Source organism: Spirochaeta thermophila DSM 6192 (assembly GCF_000147075.1).
Classification (GTDB): domain Bacteria; phylum Spirochaetota; class Spirochaetia; order Winmispirales; family Winmispiraceae; genus Winmispira; species Winmispira thermophila_A.
In genome coordinates this window covers 829,473-844,334 of the sequence record NC_014484.1, presented here as the reverse complement: position 1 = coordinate 844,334, position 14,862 = coordinate 829,473, and the positions used below count along the sequence as shown (strand labels likewise).

The 14,862-nt window shown below is 62.6% G+C and carries 13 protein-coding genes; 5 read left to right on the top strand and 8 right to left on the bottom strand.

Translation table 11 applies throughout. The features are described 5' to 3' along the window. Both glgA and STHERM_RS03720 read left to right on the top strand, forming a co-directional pair. Entirely contained in the window at positions 1–1,440 is a 1,440-nt protein-coding gene (gene glgA, locus STHERM_RS03725) for a glycogen synthase GlgA (RefSeq protein WP_013313548.1), read from the top strand. Positions 1,441–1,488: 48 nt separating this feature from the next. Then, the gene (locus STHERM_RS03720; protein ID WP_013313547.1) at positions 1,489–2,763 is read left to right on the top strand and encodes a glucose-1-phosphate adenylyltransferase; all 1,275 of its coding nucleotides are present in this window, start codon (positions 1,489–1,491) and stop codon (positions 2,761–2,763) included. A gap of 1 nt (position 2,764) precedes the next feature. Here the strand turns inward: STHERM_RS03720 and STHERM_RS03715 are convergent, their stop codons facing one another. Genes STHERM_RS03715 through STHERM_RS03690 form a run of 6 tightly spaced genes read right to left on the bottom strand, consistent with a single transcriptional unit; the run spans position 2,765 to position 6,856 of the window. Beyond that, positions 2,765–3,160, bottom strand: a complete 396-nt coding sequence (locus STHERM_RS03715) for a (deoxy)nucleoside triphosphate pyrophosphohydrolase (protein ID WP_013313546.1) — start codon at positions 3,158–3,160, stop codon at positions 2,765–2,767. Next, complete coding sequence (locus tag STHERM_RS03710) at positions 3,160–3,591, bottom strand: hypothetical protein (protein WP_013313545.1); 432 nt, start codon at positions 3,589–3,591, stop codon at positions 3,160–3,162. The genes STHERM_RS03715 and STHERM_RS03710 overlap by 1 nt, the downstream gene beginning before the upstream one ends. 15 nt (positions 3,592–3,606) lie before the next feature. Beyond that, positions 3,607–4,161 (bottom strand): hypothetical protein, encoded by a 555-nt coding sequence (locus STHERM_RS03705; protein ID WP_013313544.1) that lies wholly within the window; start codon positions 4,159–4,161, stop codon positions 3,607–3,609. Continuing rightward, positions 4,154–5,200, bottom strand: a complete 1,047-nt coding sequence (locus tag STHERM_RS03700) for an NAD(P)H-hydrate dehydratase (protein ID WP_148223862.1) — start codon at positions 5,198–5,200, stop codon at positions 4,154–4,156. The genes STHERM_RS03705 and STHERM_RS03700 overlap by 8 nt, the downstream gene beginning before the upstream one ends. Continuing rightward, positions 5,124–5,627 carry an NAD(P)H-hydrate epimerase gene (locus STHERM_RS12640; RefSeq protein WP_013313542.1) on the bottom strand — a complete coding sequence of 168 codons (504 nt, stop codon included), beginning with the start codon at positions 5,625–5,627 and terminating at the stop codon, positions 5,124–5,126. Before STHERM_RS12640 ends, STHERM_RS03700 begins: the two co-directional genes overlap by 77 nt. Beyond that, entirely contained in the window at positions 5,627–6,856 is a 1,230-nt protein-coding gene (locus STHERM_RS03690; RefSeq protein ID WP_013313541.1) for an LIC_12708 family protein, read from the bottom strand. Before STHERM_RS03690 ends, STHERM_RS12640 begins: the two co-directional genes overlap by 1 nt. A 75-nt stretch (positions 6,857–6,931) precedes the next feature. Here STHERM_RS03690 and secA point away from each other — a divergent pair, with 75 nt between their 5' ends. Next, complete coding sequence (gene secA / locus STHERM_RS03685; protein WP_013313540.1) at positions 6,932–9,649, top strand: preprotein translocase subunit SecA; 2,718 nt, start codon at positions 6,932–6,934, stop codon at positions 9,647–9,649. Positions 9,650–9,681: 32 nt separating this feature from the next. Here secA and STHERM_RS12525 read toward each other — a convergent pair whose 3' ends face one another. Next, entirely contained in the window at positions 9,682–9,816 is a 135-nt protein-coding gene (locus tag STHERM_RS12525) for a hypothetical protein (protein ID WP_013313539.1), read from the bottom strand. A gap of 29 nt (positions 9,817–9,845) precedes the next feature. Next, positions 9,846–10,967 carry a peptidoglycan DD-metalloendopeptidase family protein gene (locus STHERM_RS03680; protein WP_013313538.1) on the bottom strand — a complete coding sequence of 374 codons (1,122 nt, stop codon included), beginning with the start codon at positions 10,965–10,967 and terminating at the stop codon, positions 9,846–9,848. 108 nt (positions 10,968–11,075) lie between these two features. Here STHERM_RS03680 and STHERM_RS03675 point away from each other — a divergent pair, with 108 nt between their 5' ends. After that, positions 11,076–12,929: a penicillin-binding protein gene (locus STHERM_RS03675; RefSeq protein ID WP_013313537.1), complete on the top strand. Its 1,854-nt coding sequence runs from the start codon at positions 11,076–11,078 to the stop codon at positions 12,927–12,929. Between the two features lie 2 nt (positions 12,930–12,931). Beyond that, positions 12,932–14,740 (top strand): 6-hydroxymethylpterin diphosphokinase MptE-like protein, encoded by a 1,809-nt coding sequence (locus tag STHERM_RS03670; protein ID WP_041623219.1) that lies wholly within the window; start codon positions 12,932–12,934, stop codon positions 14,738–14,740. Positions 14,741–14,862 lie beyond the last annotated feature (122 nt).

Below are 14,862 nucleotides of genomic sequence, written 5' to 3'. Positions count from 1 at the left end.
GTGCGAGTCCTTCTGGTCACGAGTGAGTTCACCCCCCTCGCCAAGGCAGGGGGATTGGGTGATGCAGTAGCCGCCCTCGCAGGCGCACTCCGAACACAGGGTGTGGACGCGAGAGTACTCCTTCCCAGGTACCAGGGGATGGAAGTCCCCGAGTCCCCAAGGGTGGAAGAGCTCAACATCACGATGGGCTCACACACCATGTGGGCCCGAATCCTGCACGTGGAAGTGGATCGGGTTCCGGTCTTGCTCCTGGAACATCCCCTCCTCTTCGGATCGCGGAAGGGTATCTACACCACCACGGATCACAGGGACTTTCCCGACAACCTCTTCAGGTTCTCCTTTCTCTCCGCTGCGGCCTATGCCCTCGCCCGCCGCGGCACATGGCGGCCCGAGGTGCTCCATTGTCACGACTGGCCGACGGCTCCCGCCGTCCTCTACAGCGCCCGCGCCGGTGGAGATCCGCCGACGGTCTTCACCATACACAACCTGGGCTACCAGGGGGTCTTTCCCCTCCACCAGCTCCCCACCATGGGCATCACCAGGGAGGAAGCGGAGAGACTGGACATCGTCACCGGAGAGGCCATCAACCTCCTTCGCGGGGCAGTGGTCAACGCAGACCTACTCACGACCGTCTCGCCCACCTATGCCGAGGAGATCAAGACCCCCGAATTCGGATACGGGTTGGAAACGATACTCAGGGAGAGAGGGGAAAAACTCCGGGGCATCCTCAACGGGATGGACTACGATCTCTGGAACCCGGAGACGGATCCCCATCTTCCTGTGCACTACACCGTCGAAACGCTGGAAAGAAAGGAAGAAGTGAAGAGGCACCTCCTCTCCCTCGCCGGTCTTCCGGACCGAGGACGTCCCCTCGTCGGCATGGTGACCCGACTGGTGCACCAGAAGGGACTCGGCATCCTCTGTGGTCCCTCCGACCCCGCCCTTCCCCAGTTGCTCCGGCTCCCCCTCACCATGATCGTTCTGGGCACGGGGGAACGGAGGTTCGAGGAATACCTCAGAACCCTCGCCTCCCAGTACCCCAATCTCTCGGTGCACATCACCTTCGACGAACACCTCGCCCACCTCATAGAAGGGGGAGCGGACTTCTTCCTCATGCCGAGCCTCTATGAACCATGCGGTCTCAACCAGATGTACTCCCTCGCCTACGGCACCATCCCGGTGGTGAGTCGGCGCGGCGGGCTCGTGGACACGGTGGAAGAAGTGGACATCCGGAAGGGGAGCGGCACCGGATTCTTCATCGATCCGCTCACACCCCACGGTATCGTGGAGACCATGAGACGGATCTGTGAGCTCTACCTCACATCCCCGGATCTGATCCGCACCATACGAGAGAACGGCATGCGAAGACGCTTCCTCTGGGAAGACGCCGCCCGGTCGTACCTCTCATGCTACCGGGAAGTGCGGGGATCATCCGATTGACGCTCCATCCCAGGGAAGGTATCTTTCAGCAGGAAGGGAGGAGAGGCATTGGAAAACGTGCTCACCATCATCCTCGGGGGGGGGAAGGGGACGCGCCTGTACCCCCTCACCAAGGAGCGTTCGAAACCCGCCGTGCCCTTCGCAGCGCGGTATCGTATCGTGGACATCCCCCTCTCCAACAGCATCAATTCCGGCTTCAGGAAGGTGTACGTCCTCACCCAGTTCAACTCCGCATCACTGCACCTCCACCTCGCCCAGGCCTATCAGTTCGACAGCTTCAGCAGGGGCTTCGTGGAGATCCTCGCCGCGGAACAGGGCTTTTCCCACGCAGGCTGGTATGAGGGCACCGCCGACGCGGTACGGAAGAACCTCCACCACTTTAGGACGCAAAACCCCTCCCACTACCTCATCCTCTCCGGCGACCAGCTCTACCGGATGGACCTGAGGGAGTTCTTCAGATTCCATGTGGAGCGCGACGCCGACATCACTCTCGCCGTGACCCCGGTCCGGAGGGAAGACATCGGGCGCTACGGCATCATCGTGAGCAACGAGTCCTACAGGGTGAAGGCCTTCGAAGAGAAGCCCGATCCGAGGGGAGAGACCGAACATCTCAAGAGCTCACAGATCGTGCCGCCTTCCCACAGGGAACAGGGGAAACACTACCTCGCCTCCATGGGCATCTACCTCTTCAAGGCGGAAGTGCTCGAGAAGATGATGGAGGGCCCCTACACCGACTTCGGGAAGGAACTCATCCCGGCTGCGGTGAGGGAATATGCGGTCTACTCCCACGTCTTCACCGGGTTCTGGGTCGATATCGGGACCATACGATCGTTCTACGAGACACACCTCGCCCTTGCCACCGAGTATCCGGAGTTCGACCTCTACGACGAGACCTCCCCCATCTACACCCGGATGAGACACCTCCCCCCCTGCAAGTTTCTCAATACGAAGATCGACACCTCGCTGGTAGGCGAAGGGTGCATCATTAAGAACGCCTCGATCAGCCGTTCGGTCATCGGGATAAGGACCGTGATACGAGACCACTCGGTACTCGAAGGAGTGGTGTGCATGGGGGCCGATCTCTACGAGACACCCGCCCAGAAAGAGGAAAATGTACGGAAAGGGATCCCCCATATCGGAATAGGGCGGAACTGTCACATAAAGAACGCCATCATCGACAAGAACACCCGCATCGGAGACAACTGCAGGATAGGGGTGGATCCAAAGGAACGCAGGAACGGCGACTACGGGAGCTACCACATCCGTGACAACATCATCGTGATCACCAAGAACCAGGTCATCCCGTCCGGCACCGTGATCTAGGTCATTCCTTCGACCTGTAGAGGAGGGCCTCGAGGAGCGGCCTGTCAGAGGGGACGAGGAGCTCTTCCCTCACCGAGACCAGATCCCACCACCGGAGCTCGGCATGCATGTCGTTGAGCCGGGGCTCCCCTTCCGCCTCGACGAGGAAACCCAGGAGCGTATACCTCACCTCGCCGTTTCTGAAGCTTCCCGTATAGATGCACTCCCTCACCTCCACCTCGAGGCCCAGCTCCTCACGCAGTTCCCTGGCAAGCGCTTCCTCCGGAGCCTCCCCGCGGCGCACCTTGCCTCCGGGGAACTCCCACAACCCACCCACCGATCCCCCCTCCCTCCGGAGGGCGAGGAGGACCTTCCCTCCCCTCAGCAGGACGCCAGCAGTGGTGAGCCGCTCCTCCATCAGAGGAAGAGCACCCTCGGGAAGAGGAAGTGGAGGAGCGCGGCCACCACCGAGAGCACGCCCACCAGGGTCTTGTTCTGCGAGAGAAGGGCGTCGATCCTATCCACCGCATCGCTTCCCACCTCGGCGCCTTCACTCGGGGTCCGCCGTTCCCGGTAGAACATGAGGAGAAGGGCGATACCGGATGCGAGACCGGCGATGGCCGGGAGGAGATCCCCTACGATGATGACGTCCCCTTCGGTGACCGAAAGGATCTTGAAGACCCCCGTCACCGCAGTGAGGATTCCCCACACGAGGAGGAACGTCTTGCTCCTCAGCACCTCGGGATTGAACAACGCGGTGATACCCGTACGCTCCGAGAACGTCTCCTGGGCCAGGATGATCCCGCTCATGAAGTTCGTGAGCACGGAAAGCGCGTAGAATTGCAACATCATGGACCTCCTTCGCTAGTCTATCCTTCTAGGCTCCCGGGAGAGGAGGAAGGTCTCCTGTCCCACCTGTAATAATACATAAATCGTTGGACTCTGGCTATCCGATTCGGGAAGCGGAAGCGAAAAGGTGAACACCCAGGGCCCCTCACCCTCTCCCGCGATTCCCGAAAAGAGAGGCTCCCCCGAAGAGGACAGCTCCTCCTTCTGGAATCCAGCATATCCCAAGACCTGCACCGGCACGACCCTCTCATCATCCCGCCTCACCTTCACACTGCCCAGGATCCGGCCCTGATAGGAGACGGCCTCGAGCCTCCACACGTATCCCGAGGCGATGACCTCCCAGTCTCTGGGAGCGAGGAAGAAATGGTAGATGAGGGCCATGATGACGATCACCACCACGTCGAGGAGGAGGATCATGAGCGAGGTGTTCCTCCAGAAGGGACGGGAGTCGATACGGGATCCATCGCGGGGGGGAGCCATGGAGAGGCGTTCCTCCCGACTGTAGCGGAAGGTGAGCTCCTCCTCGTGGGGGAGGGAGGGGGGAAGATCCTTTCCTTCCCGGTCAGCCATAGTCGACCCCCAGATCCTTCAAGATGCTCCCCACCTCCCCCACCACGTCCTCCGCTCCGAACCATCCCCTGCGCGCGAACAAGCGCCTCCCCGCCTCCCCATGCGCCACCACCCCCGCACACGCTGCCTCCTCCACCCCCACCCCATGCGCCAACAGCCCCCCTATCACCCCGGCCAGCACATCCCCCGCCCCTCCCGTCCCCAACGGCGCGCACATCCCGTCGTACACCCACACCCTTCCCGAAGGCCCCACCACCCACGTGGTGTGCGCCTTCAGGACCACCACCGCACCCAACCCCCGCGCGAGCTCCCCGCACACCCGCCCAGGCGCGTCGAGCACCTCCTCCACCGTACACCCTGCAAGACGCGCGCACTCTCCGGGATGCGGCGTGAGGACCCACCTCCCCCCCAGATCGAGCCGGCCCTCCCCGTCCCGCAACCGGGCGAGGGCCTCGAGCCCATCCGCATCGATCACCCCCCTCCCGCAGCGCCCGAGGATCGCGGCCAGCTGCCCCACCCGTTCCTCCCCCCTTCCCCACCCCGGCCCCACCACCGCCGCATCCACCCGCACCCCCTCATCGCCCGGCCGCACCACCACCCCACCCCCCAGCCCCCCCAGAAGCCCGTACACCTCCTCGTCGCAACAGAGGTAGACCAGTCCTGCGGGCGTCCTCGCCGCAGCCCTCGCCGAGAGCAACGCCGCACCCGCCAGACCCCTGCTCCCCGCCCACACCCCCACACGCCCCCTCTCCCCCTTGTGCGACGCCGCCCGCACCCTCCCCACCAGACCCCCCACATCCCCCGGCTCGAGCCACCATCCCTCGGCCTCCTCCCTCACCACCTCCGGAGGAAACCCTATCGGCACCACCCGGAGCTCCCCCGCCCGCTCCCGCCACGCCGGCACCAACACCTCCCACTTCCCCACCCCCACCATCGCCGTCACATCCGCCCTCACCCCCCCCTCACAACCCACCCCGCCGGGCACATCCACCGAAAACACCCTCGCCCCACCCTCCCCCACCACCCTGAACAACTCCACCACATCCTCCGCGAGCCCCCCCCCTCGCCCCCACCCCCAACACCCCCTCCACTACCCACCCCGCCTCCCTGCACACCCGCCTCACCTCCTCCCTCTCCTCCTCCCACACCAGCACGGGCACACCCAACCGCTCGAGCACCCTCGCCTGGACCCTCCCCGCCTCCGAGAACCGCCGCGCCCTGAGGACCAGCCGCACATCCCGCCTTCCCTCCAACCACGCCCACCGCGCCATCACCATCGCATCCCCCCCATTGTTCCCCGACCCGCACACATACACCACAGGCCCATCCTCCCCCGCCACCTCCCGGAACACCTCATGGAGCCGCATCCCCGCCTGCTCCATGAGCACCAGCTCAGGCACCCCATACTCCTCCCGGGTCCGGGCATCCACCCGCCGGGCACCCTCCACGGAGACGAGCGGCCTCATCATCCACCCCCCGACACGAGGTAACGATCCGTCCTCCACCAGAACAAATCGACCCCCCCCGCCGACACCACCAACGCCGCGAGCATCCCCTCCGGCGTCACGGTGAAACGCACGTACACCGGCTCGGCCCGAGGCATCTCCAGCCGGAAGTCCCTCGCCACGAGAGTCACCGCATCCACCACCCTGAGGGAGAGTCCCTCCTCCCCCTCCTCCCTCTTCACGAAGAACAAGTGCTGACCAGGCCCCACCCCCACGAAATCGTACGGCACCGGCACCGCCTGATCCCTCCTCGCGAACACACGCTCCTCCGAAAAAAGCCGTTCCTCCGGAAGCTCGTAGAACGAGAGGTAGCGCCCTTCCGAGAAACTGTACCAGTACACCCTGCTCACGTACCGTTCGATCCCCCACACCGTACCCGTCTCCTCGTCCACCCCCTCGATGAAGTAATCCAGCTTCACGAACACCCCCTCCCCATCCATATCGGGCACCACCCCGGCGATGGACGGCACCACCCGTTCCACGGGGACCCCCGACGGCAGGGGCAACCTGTCCAGACCGAACGAGCGGTACCACCGCCGCTTCCCCTCCCTGTCGTACCAGTAGACCTCCCAGGAAGCCCCCACCCGACACACCACCACCACCTCGTCCCCCTTCACCACGTACACCCCCTCGACGTAGGGGAACGGAGCCCCTGTGACACCCTCCCTCCCGAGATAATCGCGGTACGACCCGTCCTCGGCGAACCGCACCACCACCTGATTGAAGACCATCCCCCGCTCCTCGTCGCGCTCCACCCGCTCAGGCGGAAGGGCATCCTCAACCAGGAGCTCCATCCGCGACGTCACGGCCAGACTCTCGTTCTGCACGAAACCGTAGGGAAAGGCCTTCCTGGGGCTCGACCTGTCCCCCACCTGCGAGAGCATCCCCGGCGGGGGATTCTTGGCCGGATTGTACCACAACCGCAGGAGCTCACCGTACGACGAAAACTCCATCACCTTGGCGGCACTCGCATTACCCACGAAGAACCTCCCCTCCCGGACCGCGAGATTCACATCGTTCGCCGCCACGTCCCCGGCGAAGGGGAAAAAACTCACCTCGTCCTCGAGCCGACCGAACGGGAGGTGGATCACGTTCTCCATCGGGAGCTCCACCACCTGCGTTCTCCCGCATGCCATCACGAGGAGGAAGACCCCCCCCGCCGCCGCCCTGTAGAACCATGACAATTTCATTACCAGCTTATACTAACCGTGGCCTATCTCCCTGTCAATCTTGACCTTATCCCCTCAAAGCGATAGCTTAAAACCATGAGCATACTCGAACGCCTCTTCGGAACCAAACGGGAACGCGACGTGAAGGCCCTCCTCCCCCTCCTTCACGAGGTGAACAGACGCGAGTCATGGGCGACATCGCTTCCCGATCACGCCTTTGCCGAGAAGACCCGGGAGTTCAAACAGCAGATCCAGGCAGGCCGCACCCTCGACGACATACTCCCCGAAGCCTTCGCCCTCGTACGTGAGGCCGCCAGACGGAAGCTCGGCGAACGCCTCTACGACGTACAGATCCTCGGTGCCATCGTCCTCCACCAGGGCAAGATCACCGAGATGAAGACCGGTGAGGGGAAGACCCTCGCGAGCGTCCCGGCCGCCTATCTCAACTCCCTCACAGGAAGAGGCGTCCACATCGTCACGGTGAACGACTACCTCGCCGAACGCGATGCCAACTGGATGAAACCCGTCTACGACCTCCTCGGCGTCTCGGTGGGCGCCATCCTCTCGCAGATGGACACCGCCGCACGGAAAGAGGCCTATGCCAAGGACATCACCTACGGGACCAACAACGAATTCGGCTTCGACTACCTGCGTGACAACATGTGCTACGACATCTCTCAAAAGGTCCAGCGCGGGCACGTCTACTGTATCGTGGACGAGATAGACTCCATCCTCATCGACGAGGCCCGTACCCCCCTCATCATCTCAGGCCCGGCTGAAGACGACCGCCGCAAATTCCTCGACGCCAACCGGATCGTCCCTTTCCTCCAGGAGTGCGAGAAGGATCCCGAGACCGGCGAATACCTCGAGGAGACAGGAGACTACAAGATCGACGAGAAAGGCAAGCGGGTCATGTTCACCACCCGCGGTCTCGAACGCATAGAGGAACTCCTCCTGCGACACAAGGTCATCCAGGGATCGCTCTTCTCCGAGGAGAACTTCGAATACATCCACTATGTCACCCAGGCGTGCAGGGCGCACTTCCTCTTCCACAAGGATGTCGACTACGTGGTCAAAGAGGGACAGGTGCAGATCGTCGACGAATTCACGGGCCGCATCCTCCATGGACGCCGCTACTCCGACGGACTCCACCAGGCCCTCGAGGCAAAGGAAGGCATCCGCGTGGCCGAGCGCAACCGGACCCTCGCCACCATCACCTTCCAGAACTACTTCCGCATGTACGAGAAACTCGCCGGCATGACCGGCACCGCGGAAACCGAGGCCAAAGAGTTCGCCAAGATCTACGGCCTCGAGGTCGTGGTCATCCCCACCAACCGACCCGTGCGACGGATCGACGACGACGACCTCGTCTTCCTCAACGAGGAGGAGAAACTCAACGCCATCTGCGACGAGATCGTGGAGGTCCACAGGAAAGGCCAGCCCATCCTGGTGGGCACCATCTCCATAGAGAAATCCGAGACACTGTCGACCATGCTCAAACGACGCGGCGTCCCCCATGAAGTCCTCAACGCGAAAAACCACGCCCGTGAGGCCCTCATCATCGCGGAGGCGGGAGCGAAAGGCGCCGTCACCATCGCCACCAACATGGCCGGCCGTGGTACCGACATCAAACTCGGAGGGAGCCCCGAGTTCCGCGCCCGCAAACGATGCGGCACGGACGCCGCCCCGGAGGACTACCTCGCCGCCTACGAGGAAGAGCTCAAGCGATGGGAGCGCGATTACGAAGAGGTCAAGGCCCTGGGAGGACTCTACGTCATCGGTACCGAGCGTCACGAGTCGCGCCGCATCGACAACCAGTTGCGCGGACGCTCCGGGAGGCAAGGGGACCCCGGTCGCTCCAGGTTCTTCATCTCCATGGACGACTCCCTCATGCGCCTCTTCGGCGGCGGCAATCTCAAGCAGATGATGGTCCGGGTGGGCATGCAGCCCGGCGAACCCATCAATCATCCCCTCATCAACCGGAGCATCGAGCGGGCCCAACAGAAGGTCGAGGAGCGCAACTTCGAAATCCGGAAACACCTCCTCGAATACGACGACGTACTCAACGAACAGCGAAAGTTCATCTATGCCCAGAGGGACGACATCCTCACGGACACCCACCTCCTCGACCGGGTCCGCACGGCCATCGAAGACCTCGTGGACGAAGCCCTGGAACACGTATTCCGAGACCCGCACCCCTCGCCGGACCTCCTGCTCCGTACGCTCCAGGAACACCTCTATTACGCCCCCCCCATTCCGGACGACATCCCCTTCACACAGGAAGCCCTCCGTGATCACCTGCTCACCCTCATCGATAGGGAGCTGAGAGAGAAGGAAGAAAAGGCGGGCAAAGAGGCCCTCAACCTCTTCCTCAGATTCGAGTACCTCAGGAACATCGACCAGGGATGGCAGGAACACCTCGAGCAGATGGAAGCGCTCCGGGAAGCGGTGTACCTACGCGTGTACGGGCAGAAGAACCCTCTCCTCGAATACAAGCTCGAAGGATCCGAGATCTTCGAAAAGATGATCTATCGGATCAGGGCCGGCATTGCGCGGAAGCTCCTCCTCCTCCGTATCGAGGAACGCCCTCCGGTGGGGACCGGCGCGCGCCGACCTCAACGCATCCAGGCCGTACACCAGGACTTCAGCGTACTCCAGCCGGCGGGGGCACCCACGCGCCAACGCATGAGCACCCCTCCCCGCGCGGCCCAACCGGCCCAGGCGACCGTACGCCGGACCGGGCGGAAGATCGGAAGGAACGAGCCCTGCCCCTGCGGGAGCGGAAAGAAGTACAAGCACTGCTGCGGGAGATAGGAGGGAACCACCGGGTGCCGAGGAAGCCCGCCTCAGCCGTCCACCACACTGGCGGCCGCCTGAGCGGGCTCTTCGCTATGGGCAGTACGGGAGAGCTCACTCGTATACACGTTCACCAACGTCACCACGGCGAACAACACTACGAGTACGATGGCCAGTCGTCGCATTCCATCCCTCCTCGAATCGTCGTCCTATTTTAATGAAGATATCGAAGCGGGTCTACCGCCTTTCCATACTTGAATATCGAGAAGTGGAGGTGGGGTCCCGTACTGTACCCCGTGTTTCCGACATCACCGACCCTTCCCCCCTGGGAGACGTAGGCTCCCTTCTCGACCCTGATCCGCGAGAGATGGGCATAGAGGGTCTGAAACCCATCGGGATGAGAGAGGATCACGTACTTCCCATAGATCGGATGCGTCCCCGTCTGCACCACCCTCCCCCCGAGTGCTGCATACACAGGAGTCCCCACATCACCGGGGATATCGATCCCATTGTGGAACTTCGGCACCCCGGTGAACGGATCCGGGCGTATACCGAACCCCGATGAGATCCTCCCCCGCAGGGGAAAGATGAAGAGCTCTCCCAGAGCCTTCTTGAGCTCGAAGGAAGTCATGCGGGCACCGGGGATGAAGAGCTTCTGTCCTGGCGTGAGCACGTCGGAGTCGAGATCGTTCGCATCGAGGATCCGTGCGAGTGAGACCCCGAATCGTCCGCTCAACCCTTCGAGCGTATCCCCCCGCCGCACGGTATAGAGGAGGCCGTCCCTATCCGGCACCTGGATCTGCGCCCCCACGGGGATACGCCTCACATCGTCTATGGTATTGAAACTCACGAGGGTGTCCATTCGCAACCCGAAACGCCTCGCCACATCGTAGAGCGTGTCCCCCTCTTGTATCGTATAACTACGGATGGAGAGTCTCGAGAAGAGGGAAGGATCGACGGGTTCGAGGATATCGGCGGGAGGATGCTCCTCCCTTCGTACGTACGAACGGAGGATCTCCGAGATATCCTCGTGTGATTCTGCCACGGGAATCGACACGGTCACGGAGGAGAGGGAAGGAGCGATGAAGAAGAAAAGACTGAGCGCCAACGACACGGTCATCACCGAGAGCGCCCCCCTCCTGCAGAGGTCAGAGGAGGTGATGCGCTCCCACACCCGATGCAACAGGACCCGCCCCGGACGAGTACGCCTCTCCACGGAAGGGAGGTGGCCCACCATCCTGATCCGGGACCCCGGGATGCGATCAGGGACACGCCTCTTCCGGGGGAGACCCGGCTTCACATAGGTGCTTTCCATGTAGAACGACGTTCGTTGCATCGATCCCCTCCTCTCTCTGATATCGACAGGGAGGGATCGTTACCTTACACGGAGATCCATCCATATCGATTGAGACGGACAGCTCAATCGTGCTAGGGTAGGATGGCAATGATCGGTTCCAGACTTGGCTGGCGCGACATCCTGGTGTTCACCCTCATCGGCATCTGGGGCGTGCTTCTCGTGGGTCGCTACGCCCACCTCATGCTCTCAGGTTCCCCCCAGGAATCGGCTCCTTCCCGCTCCATCATACGAGGCCCCATCCTCGACAGGAATGGGGAGATCCTCGCCATGCAGACACGTCTGGCTGCTCTCACCGCATGGAAACCTTCGATCACTCGACCGGAAGAGGCGGCCCGTCTCCTCTCGCCCATACTGGAGACGAGTGAGGAAGAGCTCCTCTCCCTCATCCAGCGATACCCGGGGTTCTTCTACGTGAAACGTCGGATCTCCCCCTCTGAGGAGCAGGAGATCAAGGGACTCCTGGAAGCCGGATCCCTTCCCGGCTTTTCCCTCCAGCCCGAATTCGTACGGATCTATCCTTTCAAGCGACTCGCTTCACACGCCGTAGGTTTCGCCGGTACCGACAGCAGGGGACTCGACGGCATAGAATACACCATGGACAGGACCCTCATGTCATCCCCCCTCGAGAGCCCCGCAGCATCGGGCAATCAGGTGGTCCTCACCATCGACGTGAACATCCAGCACAAGACCGACCAGATCGCCCGCCGGATACAGGAGGAGGAACAGGCTGACTCGGTGATGATCCTGGTGGCGGACGCCCTCACAGGCGAGATTCTCGCCTACACCGCGCTACCCGACTTCGATCCCAACCACTATCCCGAGGCAACGGACAAGGAACGCTTCAATTACCCTGTCTCGGCGGTGTACGAGCCCGGTTCCGTGTTCAAGATCTTCAGCCTCGCCAGCATCGTGGAACTGGGAGGAGCTTCCCGGGAGAGCACCTTCTTCTGCAACGGCTTCTACGAAAACGCCTCGGTCTCTCCCCCCATCCGTATCAGATGCCTCGGGGTCCACGGGACCGAGACCATACAGGACATCCTCGCGAACTCCTGCAACGCCGGAGCTGCCTATGCCTCGGACACCGTGGATCGCCAGCGATTCTATGAGATGCTCACGAGGCTCGGATTCGGTTCCAGGACAGGGATCAGACTCAACGGGGAGAGTGCAGGGGTCCTGCAGCCGCCGCGTCTCTGGTCACTCAGATCCAAACCCACCATCGCGATCGGGCAGGAGATAGGGGTGACGGCGATCCAGATGATCCAGGCGGCCACCGCTCTTGCGAACGGCGGCGTGATGCTCAGACCCCGTATCGTGAAGAAGGTCCTCTCGTCCGACGGAAGCGTGATCGAGGAGATGGGACCCGAACCCGCAGGCCGGATCTTCTCGGCCGGCACCGCGGCCCTTATACTGGAAGGCATGAGAGAAGCCGTGGAGCGGGGCACCGCGAGACGAGCCGCCCTGGAGCAGCTTCCCATCGCGGCCAAGACAGGTACCGCCCAGAAGGTGGACCCCGAGACCGGGCGCTACTCCGCGACCGCTTTCGTGGCCTCCACCCTGGCCCTCCTCCCTGCCGACGACCCGCGGGTCATCGTCTATGTGGTGATCGACACCCCGCATGGGGACAGCTACTACGGTGGAAGGATCGCGGCCCCGGTGGTACGGGAGATCGCCGCCTTTCTCCGGGACTACCTCCCCCTTCCCACGGGGAATCGGACCACGCTCGTCGGTACCGGCCACGTGACCCCCCTCTTGCAGAGACTCCCCGAGATCGGAGATGAGATCCCCGACTTCACAGGCCTCTCCAAAAGGGACCTCATCCCTCTCCTCCTGAGAGAGGATATCGAAGTGATCATCAGGGGCTCTGGATGGGTGACCCGACAGGACCCCCCGCCGGGTACACCCTACAGCCCCGGTATGCGGCTCATCCTCGAACTGGAGTAGGAATGGACACCTTCACGGCCAATCTTGAGGCACTCAAACGCCTCCTTCCCCGGGAACACCTGTCCCTGCTCGAACGATCCGGTTCCGTCCCTGTGGAGCTCCAGGAGGGAGCCATCCCCACCCTCCTACTCGCGGGCCGTGTGGTACACAGCAGCAGAGCGCCCGAGAAGGAAGCCGCTCGGCTCTTCGAGCATCGGCCCGAACTCCGCCATGCCCAGGTCGTGGTCTTCCTCGGATTCGGACTCGGCTACCACCTGGAGGCCTTCCTGGAAAAGAACCACTACGGCGAGGCCTGGGTGCTGGAACCCGCCCCGGAGGTGCTCCTCCATGCCGCGCGGGTGAGATCCCTCACCCGTATCCTCTCCTCCGATCGCGTGAAGATCCTCCTCCCCTCCCCCGATGTGCCACACCGTCTCTATCACGACCTCCTGGGGAAAGGATCGGAGAAGATCTTTTTTCACTCCCTCCCGGCCTATGCCCATGCCTTCCCGGACGAAGCCGCCCGTCTCGCCTCACTCGTGAACCGCATCCGGGAGACGAGGAGAATCAACCGTTTCACCATCGAACGCTTCGGGAGGAGGTGGATCCGCAACCTCCTCGTGAACCTTCCCTGGCTCCTCTACGGGAGGGGGATCGAACTCCTCCAGAACGAACTCCCCTACCCCACCCTCCTCCTGGCAGCGGGACCCACCCTGGATCAGATCGGCTCCCTCCTTCCCGAGCTCGCGAGGCGCTGCATCGTGGTGACCACGGACACCGCCTTCGGATGGGCCGTGGCACACGGGGTGGAACCCGATTTCGTCGTCATCGTGGACCCTCAGTACTGGAACATCCGGCACCTCGATCACATGGACCGGGGAACCTCCCTCTTTATCATGGACCCTGCGGTCTACCCCTCCCTGATCAGGAGGCACGCATCCCGGAGCCTCTTCACCGCATCCCCTTCCCCCCTCGCCGCCTATCTCTCCCGGTGGATCCCGTTCCGCGCCCGACTCGGCGCAGGAGGCTCGGTCTCCACCACGGCATGGGACTTCTGCCGATACATCGGGAGCAACAGGATCTTCTGCGCCGGCCTCGACCTCGCCTTTCCCGGGGGGAGGACCTATTACCGCGGCTCGCTCTACGAGAGGCTCCGCCACTCGACCTCCTGGAGGCTCAATCAACCCATTCAGGAGGAGACGCTCGGACTCTGGGAGGCGAGAGCCGACATCGTCAAGACCGAGGGAGCTTCTCCACTCATCACCAATGCGAGGATGAAGCTCTACGCATCCTGGTTTTCGCTCCACCTCCCCGAGAGCACGGTGAAGAGCGCGCGTATCACCGGGCCTGGCCTCCCGATCGATGGAATGGAACAATTTCCCCCCGAGGACATCCTGGGACTCCCCCCTGTTCGAGAACAGGTCGACGCGCGCATACGAGAGGTCCTCTCCGTCGATCTTCCCCCTCACACTCCGGACACGAAGACGGGGGAGATGGCCTGCGCGATCTATGACCACCTCCTCGAAGGTCTTTCCGATCTCGATTTCCTCCTCGAACAGGGGCTCAAAACGCTCGACACCTGGGACGGTACCCCCCAGCATGCCCAGGAGATCTTCTCATCCCTGGAGGGGGTGGACGGCCGGATCTATACCCATCCCCTGAGAGACCTCGTGGGATTCCTGCTCCAGGATATCGTGGACAGGCTCTCCGACGAACCGGCGCTGGAACACGTGCTCGGCAACTCCAGGATCATCTATCAGAAGATCAGAGAAGGTGTCGTCCTCCATCGCACTGAAATAGAACGAGCTCGTGAAATGGCGAAAAAACTCTAAACTCAGGGGGAAACGGACCGAAAAGAGAAGTGTGGTTTATGATCAGTGACCCCCTGGAGGGGCACGGCATGCTTCCGGAGGGAGCATGCCGTTTTTTTATGGAAAAAGCCCCACCGAGAGGT

Excerpts from the sequence above, each read along its gene's own strand:
- STHERM_RS03715 (WP_013313546.1), bottom strand. The coding sequence starts at position 3,160 with ATGGAGGAGCGGCTCACCACTGCTGGCGTCCTGCTGAGGGGAGGGAAG.
- STHERM_RS03710 (WP_013313545.1), bottom strand. The coding sequence starts at position 3,591 with ATGTTGCAATTCTACGCGCTTTCCGTGCTCACGAACTTCATGAGCGGG.
- STHERM_RS03705 (WP_013313544.1), bottom strand. The coding sequence starts at position 4,161 with ATGGCTGACCGGGAAGGAAAGGATCTTCCCCCCTCCCTCCCCCACGAG.
- STHERM_RS12640 (WP_013313542.1), bottom strand. The coding sequence starts at position 5,627 with ATGAGGCCGCTCGTCTCCGTGGAGGGTGCCCGGCGGGTGGATGCCCGG.
- STHERM_RS03690 (WP_013313541.1), bottom strand. The coding sequence starts at position 6,856 with ATGAAATTGTCATGGTTCTACAGGGCGGCGGCGGGGGGGGTCTTCCTC.
- secA (WP_013313540.1), top strand. The coding sequence starts at position 6,932 with ATGAGCATACTCGAACGCCTCTTCGGAACCAAACGGGAACGCGACGTG.
- STHERM_RS12525 (WP_013313539.1), bottom strand. The coding sequence starts at position 9,816 with ATGCGACGACTGGCCATCGTACTCGTAGTGTTGTTCGCCGTGGTGACG.
- STHERM_RS03680 (WP_013313538.1), bottom strand. The coding sequence starts at position 10,967 with ATGCAACGAACGTCGTTCTACATGGAAAGCACCTATGTGAAGCCGGGT.
- STHERM_RS03675 (WP_013313537.1), top strand. The coding sequence starts at position 11,076 with ATGATCGGTTCCAGACTTGGCTGGCGCGACATCCTGGTGTTCACCCTC.
- STHERM_RS03670 (WP_041623219.1), top strand. The coding sequence starts at position 12,932 with ATGGACACCTTCACGGCCAATCTTGAGGCACTCAAACGCCTCCTTCCC.